Raw genomic sequence first — 17,108 nt, 5'->3', positions numbered from 1 at the left:
AATCGCTAAAGTCTTCGCGCTGTTTCTTAATTCTTCTTTCTATATTCCTAATCCTTTCGTGGGGTTTTCCAGCGCTGCGCGTACAGATTGATAGCTCACTGTGCAAAGAGAGATCAACAGTATGATACCTCCCGAAAATATCAGCACTCCTACGCCTACATTAATGTGAAAAGCAAAAGTATTCAACCAGCGATCCATGCAATACCAGGCCAGCGGGAGCCCTGCAGCAATGGCGATTACAACGGCACGAAGGAATTCGGTGGATAGCATGAAGCTGATATTGGCAGCAGTAGCACCCAGCACTTTACGGATACTAATTTCTTTACGCCGGCTTTCAGCGGTGTAGGTAGCCAGCCCGGCGAGTCCCAGGCAGGAAATAAGAATAGCCAGGCCGGTAAAATACCTGGACAATACCCCCACCCGCTGCTCTGCTGCATATTGGGCCTGATAATCTTCATCCAGGAATTTATAGTCGAAGGTAAAGCCGGGGTTGTAATGATGATAGAAGGCAGACAGTTTGCTGATCGTCTCGTTCGCACGTCCGGCTGCTAATTTCACCATCACCGTGCTGTTGTGAAAATCGAGTTTAAAGAACAGCGGTTTGATAGGCTCGTGCATGGATTGAAAATGAAAATCCTTCACCACGCCCAATATTTCAGCTCTGGCACCGTCGAATTCAATCACCTTGCCTACCGGATCATTGATGCCCATGAGTTTTATTGCCGCTTCGTTAAAAATGATTTTCGTACTATCTGTAGCAAAATCCTTCGAAAAAGGCCGGCCGGCCACCATTTCGAGGCCTAATGTTTCGATCATGCCGTAGTTCACCGGGAACGGGCGGCACAGGATTGTTTCCGGCACACCACGCCCCTTCCAGGTATATCTGATAGCAGGCGCCCCCAGCACATTTCCTACCATGCCCGAAGCATTAACTACGCCGGGGATCTCTTTCAGCGCCGCCAGGAAAGCGGGCATATTTTCGGTGGCTTTTCCTTCCACATCGAAGTAGACGATATTGTCTTTATCGTATCCCGGATGTTTGGATTGTATGAACACGATCTGGCGGTACACGGTGATCACAGCCACGAGGAACAGCACCGATAACGTGAACTGGAATACCACCAGCCCTTTCCGTGCGAGCAGTTGTGTGACTGTACCACGTTGCACGCTTCCTTTCAGTATATGTAGCGGATTGAATCCGGAAAGGTATAAGGCGGGATAGCTGCCGGCCAACAGACCGGTAACCAGTGTAATAGCCAGTATACCGCCGATGATACCGGGATCAGGAGAAAGCGTCAGGGCTTTATCAGTGATATGATTAAATACCGGCAGCAGCAGTACTACCAGCAACAACGCCAGCAGCATGGCGGTGAATGTGATCAGCATGGATTCGCTGAGATACTGCACGATGAGGGTACCGCGATTGGCGCCTATTGCTTTACGCACGCCCATTTCCTTCATCCGGCCGGAAGCCTTTGCAGTAGAGAGGTTCACGAAATTCACACAAGCGATCAGGATAATGAACAGGGCCACCAATGAAAACAGCCTGACATAGCTGATGCGGCCGCCGGCAGAGCTGCCGTTTTCAAAACTGCCATGCAGGTAGCTATCGCTGTAATGCTGCAGGAACAGCTCCCGGGCGGGATTGGCCTGGCTAACATCTGTCATCAGCTTGCTCAGCTTAGCATTGAGCTGAGTGATATCGGTTCCTGGCTTTGTTACCAGGTAGGTAAAGAAAGGACCATCCGGCTGGAGATCGCGGATATTCATCACGTCCTGAAAAGCGGTGAATGGCAGCAGAAAATCGAAGCGGGTAGAAGAATTTGCGGGAATATCTTTCAGCACACCGGTAACAGTAGCTGTTTCCTGTATGCGGTCGAGTTTCCAGGTGATGGTTTTGCCTACTGCGGCGCCCGTGCTGCCGAAAAGACGTTTTGCCAGCGCAGCGGTAACCACTACGCCATTCCTGTTTCCCAGCGCCAATTGCGCGTTTCCTTCGATCAGCGGATAAGAGAATACTTCCAGGTAATGCCGGTCCGCAAAAATACCCGCTGCTTTCAGGCTTTTATTTTCTGTAGTGAGCAATATTTTCTGAAACCAGCCCGGAGGAGTGCTTACCGTAGCGGTGACCACTTCGGGCATAGTGGTGGTAATGGTTTCCGCCAGTAATCCTGGCATTCCGGGCGACGTTTCTATACCTTTTTCATGCGGTTTGTTTTCCAATACCCGGAAAAGATGGCTGTTGTTGGTATGGAATTTATCGACCGAGCGTTCGTCGTGTACCCAGAGGTAGATCAGCAAGGCACAGGCCAGGCCGGTAGACAGCCCAATGAGATTCAGTACAGTAAAGCGCCCGTTTTTCAGCAGATGACGGCAGGCAACTTTGAGGTAGTTTATCAGCATACGCGGAAGCAAATTAGATTCAGTACAATAGAAAGTAATGCCGCGAAGAAGGTGCCATTATTCTATCTACATAAAAATAAAAATACTATATAATATTTTTCACATTATATGTTCATTTCCGGCCAGGGTGATGTTCACATTTGCCGGTGGGATACTTTATTGGAAATTTGGAAATAGCTGGAAGATGAAAAAGCGAGGGCCCGTGCGGGTGGCGGGCAACAGCAATGGGTACCTGGTACTTTATTGGAAATTTGGAAATAGCTGGAAGATGGAAAAGCGAGGGCCTGTGCGGGTGGCGGGCAATTCAAAGCTGCTGCTGAACGAACGCGATGATTTCATCAGACTGGCGGGGATCGAACCAGTGGATGTCGGCATCTTTTCTGAACCAGGTCAGTTGGCGCTTTGCATATTGGCGGGTATGTACTTTTATGTCTTCGATGGCCTGCTCAAGCGAGATGTGGCCATCGAGGTATTGGAATATTTCCTGATAGCCTACTGTACGCAGGGCGTTATGCTCGCGGTAGCGGGCAACCGCACGCACTTCCTCTACGAGACCAGCTTCCAGCATCAGGTCGGCCCTGTGGCTGATGCGCTCGTGCAATATTTCTTTAGGGGGCGTGATACCGATTTTGATGACGTTGAAATCGCGGGGTGTGCGGGTAGCGGTCCGGAAGGTAGTGATGGATTTGCCGGTGGCTTCCAGTACTTCCAGGGCGCGGATCAGGCGTTGAGGATTATGGATTTCGGCGCCGGCGTAGAATGCGGGATCGCGTTCCTGCAATTGTTGTTGCAGCCAGGAAATACCTTTCTGCGCGTAGATATCGTTCAGGCGGGTGCGGATTCCCGGTTCAATTACCGGCATATCATCGATGCCGTCTGTAAAGGCCCGGATGTACAGCCCTGTACCACCGCACATAATGGCTACATTGTTATCCTTAAAGATATTGCGGGCGTATACCAATGCCAGTTTTTCGTAGATCCCTGCATTTACTTCTTCTTTAATGCTATGGGAATTGATAAAATAATGCGGAACGGCTGCGAGTTCTTCCGGGGATGGTTTAGCGGTACCGATGCTGATTTCGCGATAACATTGCCGGGAATCTGCGGAAATCACGGCGGTATTGAACAGCTTTGCCATTTGAACAGACAGGGCTGTTTTACCTGAAGCGGTGGGGCCTGCGATAATGATGACAGTCTTTTGCAAGAAAAACGGATTAATGATCAGGGATGAAATGGGGTTATTGTATCCAAAAGAAAATAAGAGTTACAACCTGGATTTGTTGTAACTCTTACTGGTATTCATCTTTTTAAAAAGTTTCTTCTTCTCCGCCAAATTCTTCTCCGTTTTCTGAGCTCATAGTGTCTCTTTCTTCTCCTTCTTCCCCGAAACCATCAGCATCCATTCCTTCCTTATTAAGGTCATATTTTTCTTCCATTTCCACGAGCTTATCGCCGACGAGGCCTTTGGTGCCATATTGGCTTGGCGCGAGGCCTTCTTTACGTACACAGGCGGGATAAGTGAGTTTGCTGTTTTCTTCTTTGGAAACTCCAATCAATTCTACCAGGAACGACCAGTTTTTTGCGAAATCATACAGATAGATGAATTTCTGGTTAGGATCTTTTACGGCGGCAGCGATCACGGTGTCTGCCATCAGCAGCGGTTCAGCTTTACGGGGTTGGTTATCCTGTTCAAGAATAATTTCCCGGCCCCGCTGCCAGTTATCATTGCTGCGGAAAAAGGTAGCCTTATGTTTGGAGTCGAATTCGAATGCCTGTAAAATAGCCTGGTGAAAAGCCAGGAACGTCTGATTCGGTTTGATGGCAATGTCTCTATAGACACTTTCATCTTCTTCCCAATAAACTCTGAATTTCAAAACCGGCATGACAAAAAAAGGTTATAAGTTATTTAATGATTGAACCCTCCAATTTGGAGGAGGCACTTAATGCTAGTGTATGCTAATTATAACAGTAATGTAAAATTACCAATTTTATTTAACCGGGCTAAGATTCAATGCACTTGCTTTTTCCAATAAAAAAGCGTAGGCTGCCTCATAGGTATTCGGAATTTCCCCGTCCAGTATAGCTTCCCGGATGGCAGTTTTCAGGTCACCCACTATTCTTCCCGGCTTCAGGCCAAATGTTTCCATAATGATTTCGCCGGTAATGGGAGGCTGCCAGTTTCGAATCTTATCGCTTTCCTCCACTTCCCTGAGTCGTTTGCGTACAAGGTCGAAATTTTCCAGGTATCGTTTTACTTTCGCTTTATTTTTTGAGGTGATATCGGCTTCACAGAGCAACATTAACCCTTCAATATCGTCGCCGGCATCGAATAACAATCTGCGGATAGCCGAATCTGTTATATTTTCTTTCGTAAGGCTAATAGGGCGCAGGTGCAGTTCTACCAGTTTTTTCACGAGTTTCATCTGCTCGCCCAGCGGCAGTTTCAGTTTCGTAAAGATACGTGACACCATTTTACCTCCCACGGCATCGTGCCCATGGAAAGTCCAGCCATGGCCTGGCTCAAACTTCTTGGTAGCAGGTTTACCAATATCGTGTAACAGTGCCGCCCACCGCAACCAGAGGTCACGGGTATTGGCAGCAATATTATCCACCACCTGCAAGGTATGATAAAAATTGTCTTTATGCCCTTTGCCTTCATACATCTCCACTCCTATCATATCTGTCATCTGAGGGAAGATAATCTTCAGCAGACCGGTTTTATAGAGGAGATCCAGTCCTACAGAAGGTTTCTGGGAGAGCATTATTTTATTGAATTCGTCTGTTATTCTTTCCTGAGAGATGATTCTGATACGATCTGCATTTTCCCGGATAGCCTGGAGAGCTTCGTCGATGATCGTAAACTGCAGCTGAGAAGCGAAGCGGATAGCTCTCATCATGCGGAGCGGATCGTCGCTGAATGTTTGTGCCGGTTCCAGCGGAGTACGGATCAGTTTTTTATCGAGATCGTCCAATCCGTTGAAGGGATCGAGCAGTTCGCCATAGTCGCGGTCGCGGAGGCTTACTGCCATCGCGTTGATGGTGAAATCGCGGCGGTTCTGATCATCCTGCAGCGTACCTGCAGTGACTTCCGGATTACGGGATTCCCGGCGGTAGCTTTCTTTCCGGGCGCCGACAAATTCAATTTCCAGGTCGTTCCATTTCACCTGGGCAGTACCATAGGTTTTGAAGTAATTAACGGGAACATTGTCACCAAAGCTTTCGGCCACCTTATGAGCGAGGGCGATACCATCGCCAACGCATACGATGTCCATGTCCTTTGTTTTTCTTCCCAACAGTTTATCCCGCACGAAGCCCCCGATCAGATAGGCCGGAACACCCAGTTCATGGGCGGCCAGGGCTATCCTTTCCAGTACTTTTCTTTCCTGCAGGGAGCAGGGAATATCCAACGGCTTGCTGCTGATCATATCAAAATATTCCTGTTAAATTTATTCCTTTCGCTGAAATCAGGGCGCAAATGTAATAAATAAACATTTTTAATCCCGTATTATCGCCACAGAACCATCGCGGTTTATCCTGATAATCCTGGAAGCCGCGGCCGGCGTGGTTTCCGTTTGCCTGTATTTCACTACATAGTCGACCCCATTGCGTATTTCGGGGGTTACTTCCCTGAAAGTGGCCGGGGAAGGCATTCCGCTGATATTGGCGGAAGTGGATACCAATGGTTTACGAAGGCGTTTTATCAGATGACGGCAGAAAGTATCTTTCACAATGCGGATAGCGATGCTGCCATCGTCATTGATGACGTTGGGAGCCAGTCCGAGCGCTCCTTCATAGATCACCGTAGTGGGGCGGTCGAAGCCAGCCAGCAGTTCCGCGATATCGGGGCGGGGATTGGCCACGTAATGCAGCAGCTCTTTTACATCCGCCAGCAGCACTACCAGACTTTTACTTTCGTTGCGTTGTTTGAGTGCAAAAACTCTGCTGACGGCGGTTTCATCGGTAGCATCGCAACCGATTCCCCAGATGGTATCTGTAGGATAAAGGATAAGTTTGCCGGCGCGAAGCACCGTTAACGCCTCGCTGATATCATCTTCAAACATTATGCATCAATTATTTAATTGTTGGTAAACTTTCATCATAGCGGCAGCGCATTTTGCGGGTGTAAAGCGCTGCGCATGGATCCATCCCTTTTCCTGCATCTGCTTCACGAGGGAGGGATTTGAAGTTACTTCACGCATAGCAGTGGCAATGGTATGCGGATCGAGCGGGTCGACGTAAAGGGCAGCATCGCCGGCAGTTTCCGCAAAGCAGGAGCCGCTGGATGTAATCACGGGCGTGCGGCTTAGCAGGGCTTCGAGGATGGGGATACCAAAGCCTTCGAATATGGAAGGATATATCAGTGCGAGCGCGCCCTGATAGAGCAACGGGAGATCGCCGTTGCTCAGCCTTACCTGTTCATTCAGGAATAGCACCTGACTGGTGAGACCATTTGCATCCAGGTAAGCCTTTACTTTTTTCTTATAGCTGCTGCCATTGCCCAGTACTACCAATGGAATGTCTGACACGCCTTTCAGTGTATTCATGGCCGTTACGATGCCCAGGAGGTTCTTACGTTCAATGATAGAACCTACATAGAGGAAATACTGCGAGGGCAGCTGGTATTTCGCGCCCAGGGCCGCAATATCATCATCGGGCGCCGTGATGGCAAACGCCGGATCGCAGCTTTGGTAAACCACTTCAATCTTATCGGCGGGAGTATTATAGAAAGAGATCAGATCCTGTCTGGTTTGTTCGCTGATGGCGACTACTTTGTCGGCATGCAAACAGGCATATTGTGCCTTACGGCGATAAGTAAATACATCCACGGGGTTATAATGCCGGGGATATCTTTCAAAGATAAGGTCATGCATGGTGACTACAGATCTGACACCGCTTTTATGGATGCCGAAGGGCAGTTCATGACTCAGGCCGTGGTACAGGTCGAGTTTATAACGCCGGAGATCGTTCACCACGAAGCGGCTGCGCCAGGCGGATCTGAGCCAGGAATACGGAGGTTTTTCGGGAGTTACCACCCTGAGGGCAGGCCATTCACTGACATCATACATGGAAGTTTGTTTAGGGGCAAAGAGGAAGTATTCATCTTCCGGAAAATCCTTCGCCAGCGATGATATCAGGGTACGACTGTAGTTCCCCAGGCCTGTATTATTCTGGAACGCGCGCTTGGCGTCGAATCCTATTTTCATGCAGCGAAGATAAGGGTTTAGTGACAGGTTGCGGGCGGGAGTGGTTGATTCTTTGTGCCGGGAGTTGGTATTTCGGCGATTCATTTATTATGTTTGCAAAAAAAAATAATCATGGAATTACAACAACAAATACAGGCGGCCTTTGCTGATCGCAGCCTGTTAGCGGAAACAAAATATACAGATGCGGTTAAAGAAGTAATAGAAGCAGTGGATAAGGGTCATCTGAGAGTTGCCGCGCCAACTGAAAATGGCTGGCAGGTGAACGAATGGGTGAAACAGGCTATTTTGCTGTACTTCTCTATACAACCAATGGAAACAATGGAACTGGCTCCATTTGAATTCTATGATAAAATGAGGTTAAAATCCAACTATAAAGATCTGGGAGTGCGCGTAGTGCCTCATGCAGTAGCCCGTTATGGCGCGTATATCGCGAAGGGTTGTATCCTGATGCCATCTTACGTAAACATTGGCGCCTATGTGGATGAAGGTACCATGGTAGACACATGGGCTACCGTAGGTTCCTGTGCTCAGATCGGTAAACATGTTCACCTGAGTGGCGGTGTTGGTATTGGCGGCGTGCTGGAGCCGCTGCAGGCGAGCCCGGTGATTATTGAAGACGGCTGCTTTATTGGATCGCGTTGTATTGTAGTAGAGGGTGTAGTGGTGGAAAAAGAAGCGGTACTGGGTGCTAACGTGGTGCTGACGCAATCGACCAAGATCATTGACGTAAGCGGCAGCGAGCCGAACGAATACAAGGGTCGCGTACCAGCGCGCAGCGTGGTGATTCCGGGTACTTATACGAAGAAATTCCCTGCAGGTGAATACCAGGTATCCTGTGCCCTGATCATTGGTCAGCGTAAGGCATCTACAGATCTGAAGACGAGCCTGAATGATACTTTGCGTGAATTTAATGTAGCGGTGTAAGCGGGTTTTTGAAAAAAAGTTTGGTAAATTCGGAAAAGGGATTACCTTTGCAATCCCTTTAACAAAGGACCTGGATGCCCAGATGGCGAAATTGGTAGACGCACTGTGTTCAGGTCGCAGCGCCTGCAAGGGTGTGCTGGTTCGAATCCAGTTCTGGGCACTAAAGTGGACAAATCGAAGTTTATCTCGGTTTGTCCATTTTTATTTTGCGGAAGACCCTCGTCGAGTGTGTATATTAGCATGCAGCTTCGTTTCATCTAACGGTTCGACAATTAATTTTGGCAAAAGTGAATTTTCGGAAGAAATCGAACCATCTTGTGTTTTAAAATGAATAATTCCAATTCCGATCCTTCTGGGATTCCCATAATCGCCCTTCTTACATTATCTGTATATTTACCATATAACCTTGCATATGGCAGACTTTAAACTTGATAGAACAGCATTTAAAATCAGAACTTTCGAAGAGGCAGATGCAGCAAATATATTTGGTAAAGAAGTGCCATATATTGAACGTTTGCGGCAAGCATATTACCTGATATCTCAGGCATACGGATTTTCAATGGCAAATCAGCCCAGAATAGATAAGGAATATTTTACCTGTAGAAAACTCAATAAATAAATGGGAACTATTTTCAATGATGATTTCCGAGAGTTCATTCAGGCGATGAATAATCATGATGTAGAGTACATTCTTGTGGGAGGTTATGCAGTGATCTTACATGGATACCGCAGAGTAACTGGAGATATGGATATATGGGTTAATAGAACAAAAGAAAACTATTTAAAATTAGCGCATGCGTTTCAGGAATTTGGCCTGCCTATTTTTGATATGACTGAGTCAAAATTTCTTGATACCGATACTGCGGATGTTTTTTCTTATGGACGCCCCCCGGTAAGTATTGATATTATTACAAAACTTAAAGGAGTAAACTTTGACGATGCCTACCCTCAAGCTCAGGTTTTCAATGAAGAAGGATTAATGATCAGATTCCTGCACCTGAACAATCTTATTGAGGCCAAGAAAGCAGCAGGCAGACATAAGGATCTCGATGATATTGAGAAATTAACTTCCGGAGAACAGCAGAGCGACATTTAATTGACACCTGGGAAGTAGCATAAATTACCACCCCGTCCCATGGCGGTCACATATACCTTTGCGCCATGTTGGGCGAACCCGCGGGCAATGGCTCCAGCTACTTCTCCTGAAGCTTTAAATATGTTGATTTTAATTGGTTTCACCTTGAAGAATAATCAGCTGTTTTTTCAGAATAAATATTTAGCTTTACCCTCGTAAAGTAGCGGTATACACTTCGGCGAAAGCTTTCCCTCTTAAAAAACTCTTTCCCTCAAAAATCTATGATTTATACTATCTGATTTTGTGGAACATACCGTACAAAGTCAGGCAGTTTCACCAGCTTTATTATCTGTAAAGAAATTGGAAAACACTTCATCATATAACGAGCGGGAGTTGTTGTTGCGGATTGCTGATGGCGATGAAAACGCCTTTCGGGTCCTCTATGACCAATATAGGAAGAAGATATATTCGTTGGGGATGTTCCTGACAAAATCCGATATCCTTGCACAGGAGATGGTCCAGGATGTATTTATGAAGATATGGGAGAAGCGAAGCCAATTACAGGACATTGTTTATTTTAATGCGTGGCTGCGTACGATCGCCCGCAACATTGCCCTTAATTATTTTCGCACACTGGCCATGGAAAAGCTGGGGATGACCCGTCTGCTTGCCTGTCCCCAGGGAGATAACAGGTTTACAGAAAGTGATGCCGCCGACCGGGAATATGCTCAATTAATGCAGGCTGCTATCAACCAGCTTCCTCCACAACAGCAGAAAGTGTATGTACTGCACCGGCAGCAAGGGTTATCACATGAAATAATTGCCAGGGAACTGGGCATCTCATTGTTTACCTCAAAGAAATATATGAAACTGGCACTCCATTCCATACGCCTTTTTCTCGAAAACAGAATAAATGTAACTATACTGATTGGTCTTTCCTTTTACCTGGATTAAAAAAAATTTTCCCCCCAATGGCCTCCCGGCTCCTTTGTTTTTGTCTAAAGTAATACAGGGCGACAAACAGGTATACTGCCTTGTTGTTTCGGACGATAACTGACAAACATGAAAGAACAGCGTCTTGAAGAACTGTTTGGCCGGTTTATGCACGGCCGGCTATCAGACATGGAGGAAACGGAATTGTTACAGCTCTGGCTGGATTCCGGTCTGGATGCGCAGCGGGCGAAGATCCTTGATGCCTTCTATGACAGATTGCCTGAAGATAAGGATATGACTTATGAAGAGGCAGAATCGATCTTTCAGAAAATAGTGCACGCCAGGCCGCCTATGTACAGGCTGCCGAAAAGACGCGCTGTCAGGTGGAGCCGCTGGGTAGCTGCGGCATCTGTTGTCCTGATAGTGGGGGCAGTGGGGACTCTTCTTTTATTTCAGAAAAAAGACAAACCCCGGCAGTTTGTTCACAGGCCGGTCGTACAGGACGTAAATCCGCCGCAGAGCAACAAGGCTATGATCATGCTGTCTGATGGAAAAAGGCTTGATTTGGATAGCACTGTTAACGGGCCGTTGGCTGTTCAGGGTAACATAAAACTGATAAAGCTGGATGACGGTCAAATTGTTTATGAAAAAACTGCTGATGACGTGACAACACCGCTTCCTGTCACCTACAACACGCTTACCAATCCCCGGGGAAGTAAAACGATTGATATTGCGCTGTCTGATGGCAGCCATGTGTGGCTGAATGCTGGCAGCTCCCTCACTTTCCCGGTTGCGTTTGCCGGAAATGAAAGACATGTTTCCATGACGGGAGAAGCCTATTTTGAAGTGGGCCAGGACGCGGACCAACCGTTTATTATAACTAAAGGAGAAACGACTGTAAAGGTGCTTGGGACACATTTTAACGTGAACGCCTACGATAATGAGGAGGCTATCAGCGTAACATTACTGGAAGGGCGTGTTAGCGTGAACAAGGCAAACAAGGGAGTCATTATCCAACCGGGACAACAAGCCATTGTTACAAATACAATCAGTATAGAAAATCAGGTGAATGTAAATCAGGTAATGGCCTGGAAAAACGGATTGTTTGAATTTAGGGAAACGGATATTCAAACCGTTATGCGGCAAATTGAAAGATGGTATGACGTGGAAGTAGTGTTTGACGGAGTGATTACACAACATTTTAACGGAAGTATACAAAGAGATGCCAACATCTCCAAAGTGTTGCAGATGCTTGAAGAAACCGGTGGCTTAAGATTTTCCATAGAGGGTAAAAAGGTAGTTATAAAAAAATTCCAGCGTGCTGCGGGTTGACCTCAAAAAGCCAGCAATGATGCCAACATTCCTGGTTGTTGATGGGGTGGGCCTGCCCATGTACAAGCTGTCGGGAGCTGTCTATTAATGTAATATCAAAAACCAACCAAAACGAAGTATGAAAAAAACGCCATGTAGCGTATCGGTACCGCTATGCCTAAACCAATCAACCAAACAACTGTTACAAATGGTGAAGTTTACAGCCGCCATCTTATTAGTGGCCTGCCTTCAGGTGAGTGCCCTGGGCTATTCTCAGACGGTCACGCTATCAGAAAAAAATGCCCCATTGGAGAAATTGTTCGGGGAGATCGAAAAACAGACCGGGTATTCTTTTTTGTACTCGAGCGAAGTGCTGAAACAGGCCCGCAGAGTGGATATCAGGGTTCATAATGGTAGCCTTGAGAAGGCGTTGGACATCTGTTTTTCCAACCAGCCGCTGACCTGGAAAATAGAGGGTAAAACGGTTATTGTAAAACCCAAATCTGAAGGACCCAATGCGCTGCCGCCACCCGTTGACGTTTGGGGGAAAATCGTTAATGAAAACCATCAACCGGTTGGCGGCGCCAGTATTCAGGTGAAAGGCACCAAAGTAGGGGCTATTACAGACGAAGGAGGAAATTTCCTGCTACGGAGGATTAATGAAGATGCTCTTCTCGTCATCAGCGGAACGAATATTGAAACAAAGGAGGTAAAGTTGACCGGAAGATTTAGCCCGGTACTTATTCTGGTAGACACAAAGGTGGTGGGACTTGCTACAGTAGAAGTAGGATATGGGAGGGTCAATAGAAAAGATCTTACCGGTTCAGTAGCTTCCGTCAATGTGGAAGAAGTAAAAAATGCACCGTTTGTGAGCATTGACCAGGCACTGGCAGGGAAAGCTGCCGGAGTACAGGTAGTACAGGCAGACGGCTCGCCGGGAGGGATGGCCAGGATCCGTATCCGCGGCGGTTCCTCATTGATCGGGGGCAACGATCCGCTTTATATAATTGACGGTGTGCAGGTGGCTATTCAAAACAGCTATATACAAGGTGCTGCGGATATCGTCAATCCGGTTGAACGCCTCGGAAACGATAAAAGCTACGCCAACAGCGCTGTTGGTTCATCCTTTGCCCGCGGGCTGAACACACTGGCTGGCCTGAATATGAATGACATCGAAACCATCGATATTTTAAAGGATGCTTCCGCTACTGCTATATATGGTTCCCGGGCAGCTAATGGGGTGGTGATTATTACTACCAAAAAGGGAAAGAGAAACATGAAGCCTATGTTGGAGGCCAATTATTATGCAGGGTTCAGTAAGGCCATAACAGAGAAGATACTCAATGCAACGCAATATAAAGCGGTCATGCTGGAGGGAGCAAAGAACCTGGTAACAAATCGTACTGCGCAGGGGCGTCCGGTGGATGGGCGGGCGCCTGCCATTATCAATAATCCTGATTTTTTGGGCACAGCCAATACAAACTGGCTGGACCTGGTGACCCGGACAGGTATTACACATAATGCTGACCTTAGTATAAAAGGGGGAGGAACGAGTTCGCGTTACTACACTTCCCTTGCCTATATGAAACAGACAGGTACCTTGCTGGGGACGGATTTTAGCCGTATCTCAGGTAAAGTAAGCCTGGACAATGAGATCACCAACCGTCTCCGGGTGATTACCAACCTGGATTATGGATTCACCCGGAATAATATTACAAATGGTATTTATGCCTCCGCCATGTATGCCCCTCCAACATTGCCGGCTTTCAACCCTGATGGTTCTGTGACTACCTTTGATGAAGATCGTTACTGGATTGATGCTTATAGCGGAATTCAGAACCCGATGGCGATGCTGCAGGGAATAAACCGCTCCAAGACTTTATCATTGATAGGCTCTCTGGCTGTCGAATATGATATATTGAAGTCGTTGAAATTCAGGAGCACAGCTTCCGCAAACTATAGAAACTACCATCAACTGAATTATGCACCTTCGGTGGTGTCAGTATCTACCAATGATGGTCAAACCATTGGAAGTTCAAAAGGAGGCATCGCTACACAGGCGCAATCGCAACAAGCCGATGTTTTCTATGAAAATACGCTGACCTGGGATAAACAATTTGATCCGCAAAACAGGCTTACGCTTTTATTGGGTACTTCCTGGCAACAGTCTAATTCACAATATTTTTCGGCTTCCGGTCAGGGGTTTCCGGACGACAAGTATCTCAATGGATTATCCTCTGCTGCATTGGCACTTCCTCCGCAGGCCCGGGAAACGCAGAGTTCCCTGCTAAGTTTTTACCTGCGTGCCAATTATGCGTTTAGGGAAAAATACCTGCTCACCATCACAGGACGGTCTGATGCTTCATCCAAGTTTCCGAAGGCTAACAGGGTTGGTTATTTCCCCTCTTTCGGAATCGCCTGGAAAATAAATGAAGAACCGTTTTTAAAATCTGCTACCTGGATCAATGAATTAAAAATCCGGGCAAGTGCCGGCTATACCGGTACACAAAATATCGCAGACAACCTGTTTTATACGCTTTTTACTCCTGCCTCCTACGCTTCTACCAATGCTCTGGTGCCTACGCAACTGGGTAATGATCGTATTAAATGGGAGTCTACCCTGCAAAAGGATGCGGGAGTTGATTTCGCCCTGTTCAATTCGAGGTTGAGGGGCGCCATTGCCTATTATCATAAACAGACTTCAGGATTGTTGATGGCGCTTCCTGTTGCCACCAGTTCAGGGTTTAATTCTGTGCTGGTAAATGTGGCCGATATCCGAAACAAGGGATTGGAAATAGATCTGAGAGGGGATATTATACGCAGCAAAAAAGCCGCATGGAATGTAGCAGTAAATGTGTCCGGCAACCGCTCGATGGTGACAAGAATCAACCGGGACCTTCAGAACCCACGGAACCTGGGGTACAGTGATCCATTTTGGGCGTCAGTCTTTTCTATTGGTAACACCGTGCTGAGGGAAGGTTATCCGGTTGGGTTGATTTACGGCTATCAGTACAGAGGGGTTATTAAAACGCAGAAGGAGCTGGATGACTACAAAGCGGCGACGAATGGCAGTTTAAGGTACCTGGCGCTGGGTGATCCGATGTACGCGGTTATTGATACCGGGCTGTACAAGGGAGAACCTGCACGAGACATTATCGGAAAAGCAGAGCCTACATTTTATGGCGGTATTACTAATACTATCAGTTATAAATCACTTAGCTTAATAACGCTCTTCACGTTTTCCTACGGTGGGGAGCTGCTTTACCTGAATGATCTGCGGTCGCTTGGCCTGTTAGATATGGGTAACCGGAGTACCCGTGTACTACTGGACCATTACAGCAGTTCCAATCCTGATGCTGATCGTCCAAGCCTGGTTATGACAGAAAGTAATGGCGCCGCAGGAAACAGTAACTCGAGTATTGCTGTGCATGATGCGTCTTATATTAAACTGAAGTCTGTTTCGCTCAACTATGAACTGCCCCAGCATTTGCTTCGCAAATGGCATCTGCGCACGGCAATGATATATCTGTCAGGAAGTAACCTGTTCTGCCTTACGAATTATCCGGGGCCCGATCCTGAAGTGAGTAATGATCCCTATAGCCTGATAAACGGATACAGCGATGCGGCTACTTATCCGGCCATGCGGCAATATAGTGTTGGTGTCAGATTTGGTTTCTAAACATTTAAAAATTTCAGCATGAAGTTACGTTTAACATATTTACTGTTGCTGGCTATTACCATCACTCACCTGTCATGTGATAAACAATTGAGCGAGCCACCCAGGAACGCCAGGGTGGAGGGTACGGCAATAACGGATGAAAAGACAGCCCGGATAAGCCTCAATGGTGTTTATTACCGCCTGGCAGGTGTGAACAGCAATAATGTAACATACTGGTTGAATCATCAGATGACCGGTGGTATGCATACCGGGATGCTGGGTTATGCTTACGGGTCGTTCAGAGATGAGTTTAATGAGAATCAGAATAGTCAATTTTCAGGAGGCCTCTGGGATGAAAATTATCAGTTGCTGAATGCTGCCAACGGTGTTATCCGGGGAATTAATGCAGTATCAGACCATATGTTTACCGGCAACCGCAAAAATGAACTGCTTGCTGAGAGTCGCTTCCTCAGGGCCTATGCACATTTCAAACTGCTGATCTATTTTGCTGAATGGTATAAACCCGGCAGCCCTTATGGCGTATTATTGAGAAATGAACTGTCTACCCTGAGTAACATCCCCAAAGCACGCAGCAGCGTTGCCGACAGTTATCAGTTTATACTCGATGATCTGGACTATGCTATCGCCAACGGGCCTGCTGCCAATCCTGCGTATTATGCCACCAAATGGACGGCCATGGCTTTAAAAATGAGAGTGCTGATGAGCCGCGGAGGACAAAACGATTATACGGTAGTCATCGACCTCGCTAATACGGTCGGGCAGTCCGGCTCCTATGCTTTGGAAAATAATCTGAAAGACCTTTTCTATGTAAAAGGCTTAAACAGCAAGGAGGTAATATTGGGTATCAAGCCCCAGCCAAACCAGGAAGTCTTTCGCTATATACTCAGCAGGCAATACTATCCGGGGGCATCCGGGCTTTATGTAGCTAAACAAGGATTTAAAGACCTGTTCCGTAACGACCCGCGGGAGGCGTGGATGGTGGGCCCGCTGGTGCCGCGTGCCCAGGCTACCAGCCCCGGCGCCAGGTATTTTACCAAATACATCCCCTATGAAGGCACGCCTTCCCAGACTACCGAAACTTCCTACGCTTTTCGTTTAACGGAAGTCTACCTGTTGCAGGCTGAAGCAATTATCCGTTCAGGCGGGAGCCTGCCTGCAGCAAAAACACTGATTAAAACGGTGATGGCAAAAGCGGGCGTGTCCGACTTTACTGTCATTGATAATGCTAGCACACCGGAAGAACTACTGTTGCAGAACTACTATGAAATACTGCGTAACCTGACAGGGGAAGATGGTATTGAATGGATGGCACTTTTGAGGCTACCGTTTAATACAGTGAGGCAATTAAAACCTACTATTACCAGCCAGAAACAATATATTCTTCCGATTCCCCTAATAGAATTTCTACAGAACCCTGTTATAGGAGATCAGAATCCAGGCTACGACAGATAGTATATAACCGATATAATAAAGAAAACAGGATAGCAGAAAAGCAGGTGCGCTTTTCAGGATGAAAACCGTGTATCCATGGTGTTTATAACCAAGCCAACTGAATTATTAAATAACTATTGATAAAAAA

General features: G+C 47.0%; 13 protein-coding genes and 1 tRNA gene. 8 read left to right on the top strand and 6 right to left on the bottom strand.

Features of this window, described 5'->3' with window-relative positions:
• Positions 1 to 39 precede the first annotated feature (39 nt).
• From UNH61_RS06300 to UNH61_RS06275, 6 genes are all read right to left on the bottom strand, one after another.
• Positions 40 to 2,403 carry an ABC transporter permease gene (locus UNH61_RS06300; protein ID WP_326991284.1) on the bottom strand — a complete coding sequence of 788 codons (2,364 nt, stop codon included), beginning with the start codon at positions 2,401 to 2,403 and terminating at the stop codon, positions 40 to 42.
• A gap of 304 nt (positions 2,404 to 2,707) precedes the next feature.
• The gene (gene miaA / locus UNH61_RS06295) at positions 2,708 to 3,607 is read right to left on the bottom strand and encodes a tRNA (adenosine(37)-N6)-dimethylallyltransferase MiaA (RefSeq protein ID WP_326991283.1); all 900 of its coding nucleotides are present in this window, start codon (positions 3,605 to 3,607) and stop codon (positions 2,708 to 2,710) included.
• A gap of 103 nt (positions 3,608 to 3,710) precedes the next feature.
• Complete coding sequence (locus UNH61_RS06290) at positions 3,711 to 4,286, bottom strand: hypothetical protein (protein ID WP_326991282.1); 576 nt, start codon at positions 4,284 to 4,286, stop codon at positions 3,711 to 3,713.
• Positions 4,287 to 4,391: 105 nt separating this feature from the next.
• Positions 4,392 to 5,828 carry an HD domain-containing protein gene (locus tag UNH61_RS06285; protein WP_326991281.1) on the bottom strand — a complete coding sequence of 479 codons (1,437 nt, stop codon included), beginning with the start codon at positions 5,826 to 5,828 and terminating at the stop codon, positions 4,392 to 4,394.
• 69 nt (positions 5,829 to 5,897) lie between these two features.
• Complete coding sequence (locus UNH61_RS06280) at positions 5,898 to 6,464, bottom strand: L-threonylcarbamoyladenylate synthase (RefSeq protein ID WP_326991280.1); 567 nt, start codon at positions 6,462 to 6,464, stop codon at positions 5,898 to 5,900.
• Between the two features lie 6 nt (positions 6,465 to 6,470).
• Positions 6,471 to 7,691 carry a glycosyltransferase family 1 protein gene (locus tag UNH61_RS06275; protein WP_326991279.1) on the bottom strand — a complete coding sequence of 407 codons (1,221 nt, stop codon included), beginning with the start codon at positions 7,689 to 7,691 and terminating at the stop codon, positions 6,471 to 6,473.
• 27 nt (positions 7,692 to 7,718) lie between these two features.
• Between UNH61_RS06275 and UNH61_RS06270 the strand changes: the two genes are divergently transcribed.
• From UNH61_RS06270 to UNH61_RS06235, 8 genes are all read left to right on the top strand, one after another.
• Positions 7,719 to 8,531 (top strand): 2,3,4,5-tetrahydropyridine-2,6-dicarboxylate N-succinyltransferase, encoded by an 813-nt coding sequence (locus UNH61_RS06270; RefSeq protein WP_326991278.1) that lies wholly within the window; start codon positions 7,719 to 7,721, stop codon positions 8,529 to 8,531.
• Positions 8,532 to 8,607: 76 nt separating this feature from the next.
• Positions 8,608 to 8,691, top strand: a tRNA-Leu gene (locus UNH61_RS06265).
• 252 nt (positions 8,692 to 8,943) lie between these two features.
• Complete coding sequence (locus UNH61_RS06260; RefSeq protein ID WP_326991277.1) at positions 8,944 to 9,150, top strand: hypothetical protein; 207 nt, start codon at positions 8,944 to 8,946, stop codon at positions 9,148 to 9,150.
• The gene (locus UNH61_RS06255) at positions 9,151 to 9,627 is read left to right on the top strand and encodes a DUF6036 family nucleotidyltransferase (protein ID WP_326991276.1); all 477 of its coding nucleotides are present in this window, start codon (positions 9,151 to 9,153) and stop codon (positions 9,625 to 9,627) included. It abuts the gene before it with no gap.
• A 282-nt stretch (positions 9,628 to 9,909) separates the two neighbouring features.
• Positions 9,910 to 10,560 carry a sigma-70 family RNA polymerase sigma factor gene (locus UNH61_RS06250; protein WP_326991275.1) on the top strand — a complete coding sequence of 217 codons (651 nt, stop codon included), beginning with the start codon at positions 9,910 to 9,912 and terminating at the stop codon, positions 10,558 to 10,560.
• Between the two features lie 108 nt (positions 10,561 to 10,668).
• The gene (locus UNH61_RS06245; RefSeq protein WP_326991274.1) at positions 10,669 to 11,871 is read left to right on the top strand and encodes a FecR domain-containing protein; all 1,203 of its coding nucleotides are present in this window, start codon (positions 10,669 to 10,671) and stop codon (positions 11,869 to 11,871) included.
• A gap of 118 nt (positions 11,872 to 11,989) precedes the next feature.
• The gene (locus UNH61_RS06240) at positions 11,990 to 15,529 is read left to right on the top strand and encodes a SusC/RagA family TonB-linked outer membrane protein (RefSeq protein WP_326991273.1); all 3,540 of its coding nucleotides are present in this window, start codon (positions 11,990 to 11,992) and stop codon (positions 15,527 to 15,529) included.
• Positions 15,530 to 15,547: 18 nt separating this feature from the next.
• Positions 15,548 to 16,981: a RagB/SusD family nutrient uptake outer membrane protein gene (locus UNH61_RS06235; protein ID WP_326991272.1), complete on the top strand. Its 1,434-nt coding sequence runs from the start codon at positions 15,548 to 15,550 to the stop codon at positions 16,979 to 16,981.
• Positions 16,982 to 17,108: the final 127 nt, after the last annotated feature.

This window comes from Chitinophaga sp. 180180018-3 (genome assembly GCF_037893185.1).
GTDB lineage: Bacteria > Bacteroidota > Bacteroidia > Chitinophagales > Chitinophagaceae > Chitinophaga.
Note: the sequence above shows the minus strand (reverse complement) of the source record. Positions and strands in the feature narration are given on the sequence as shown.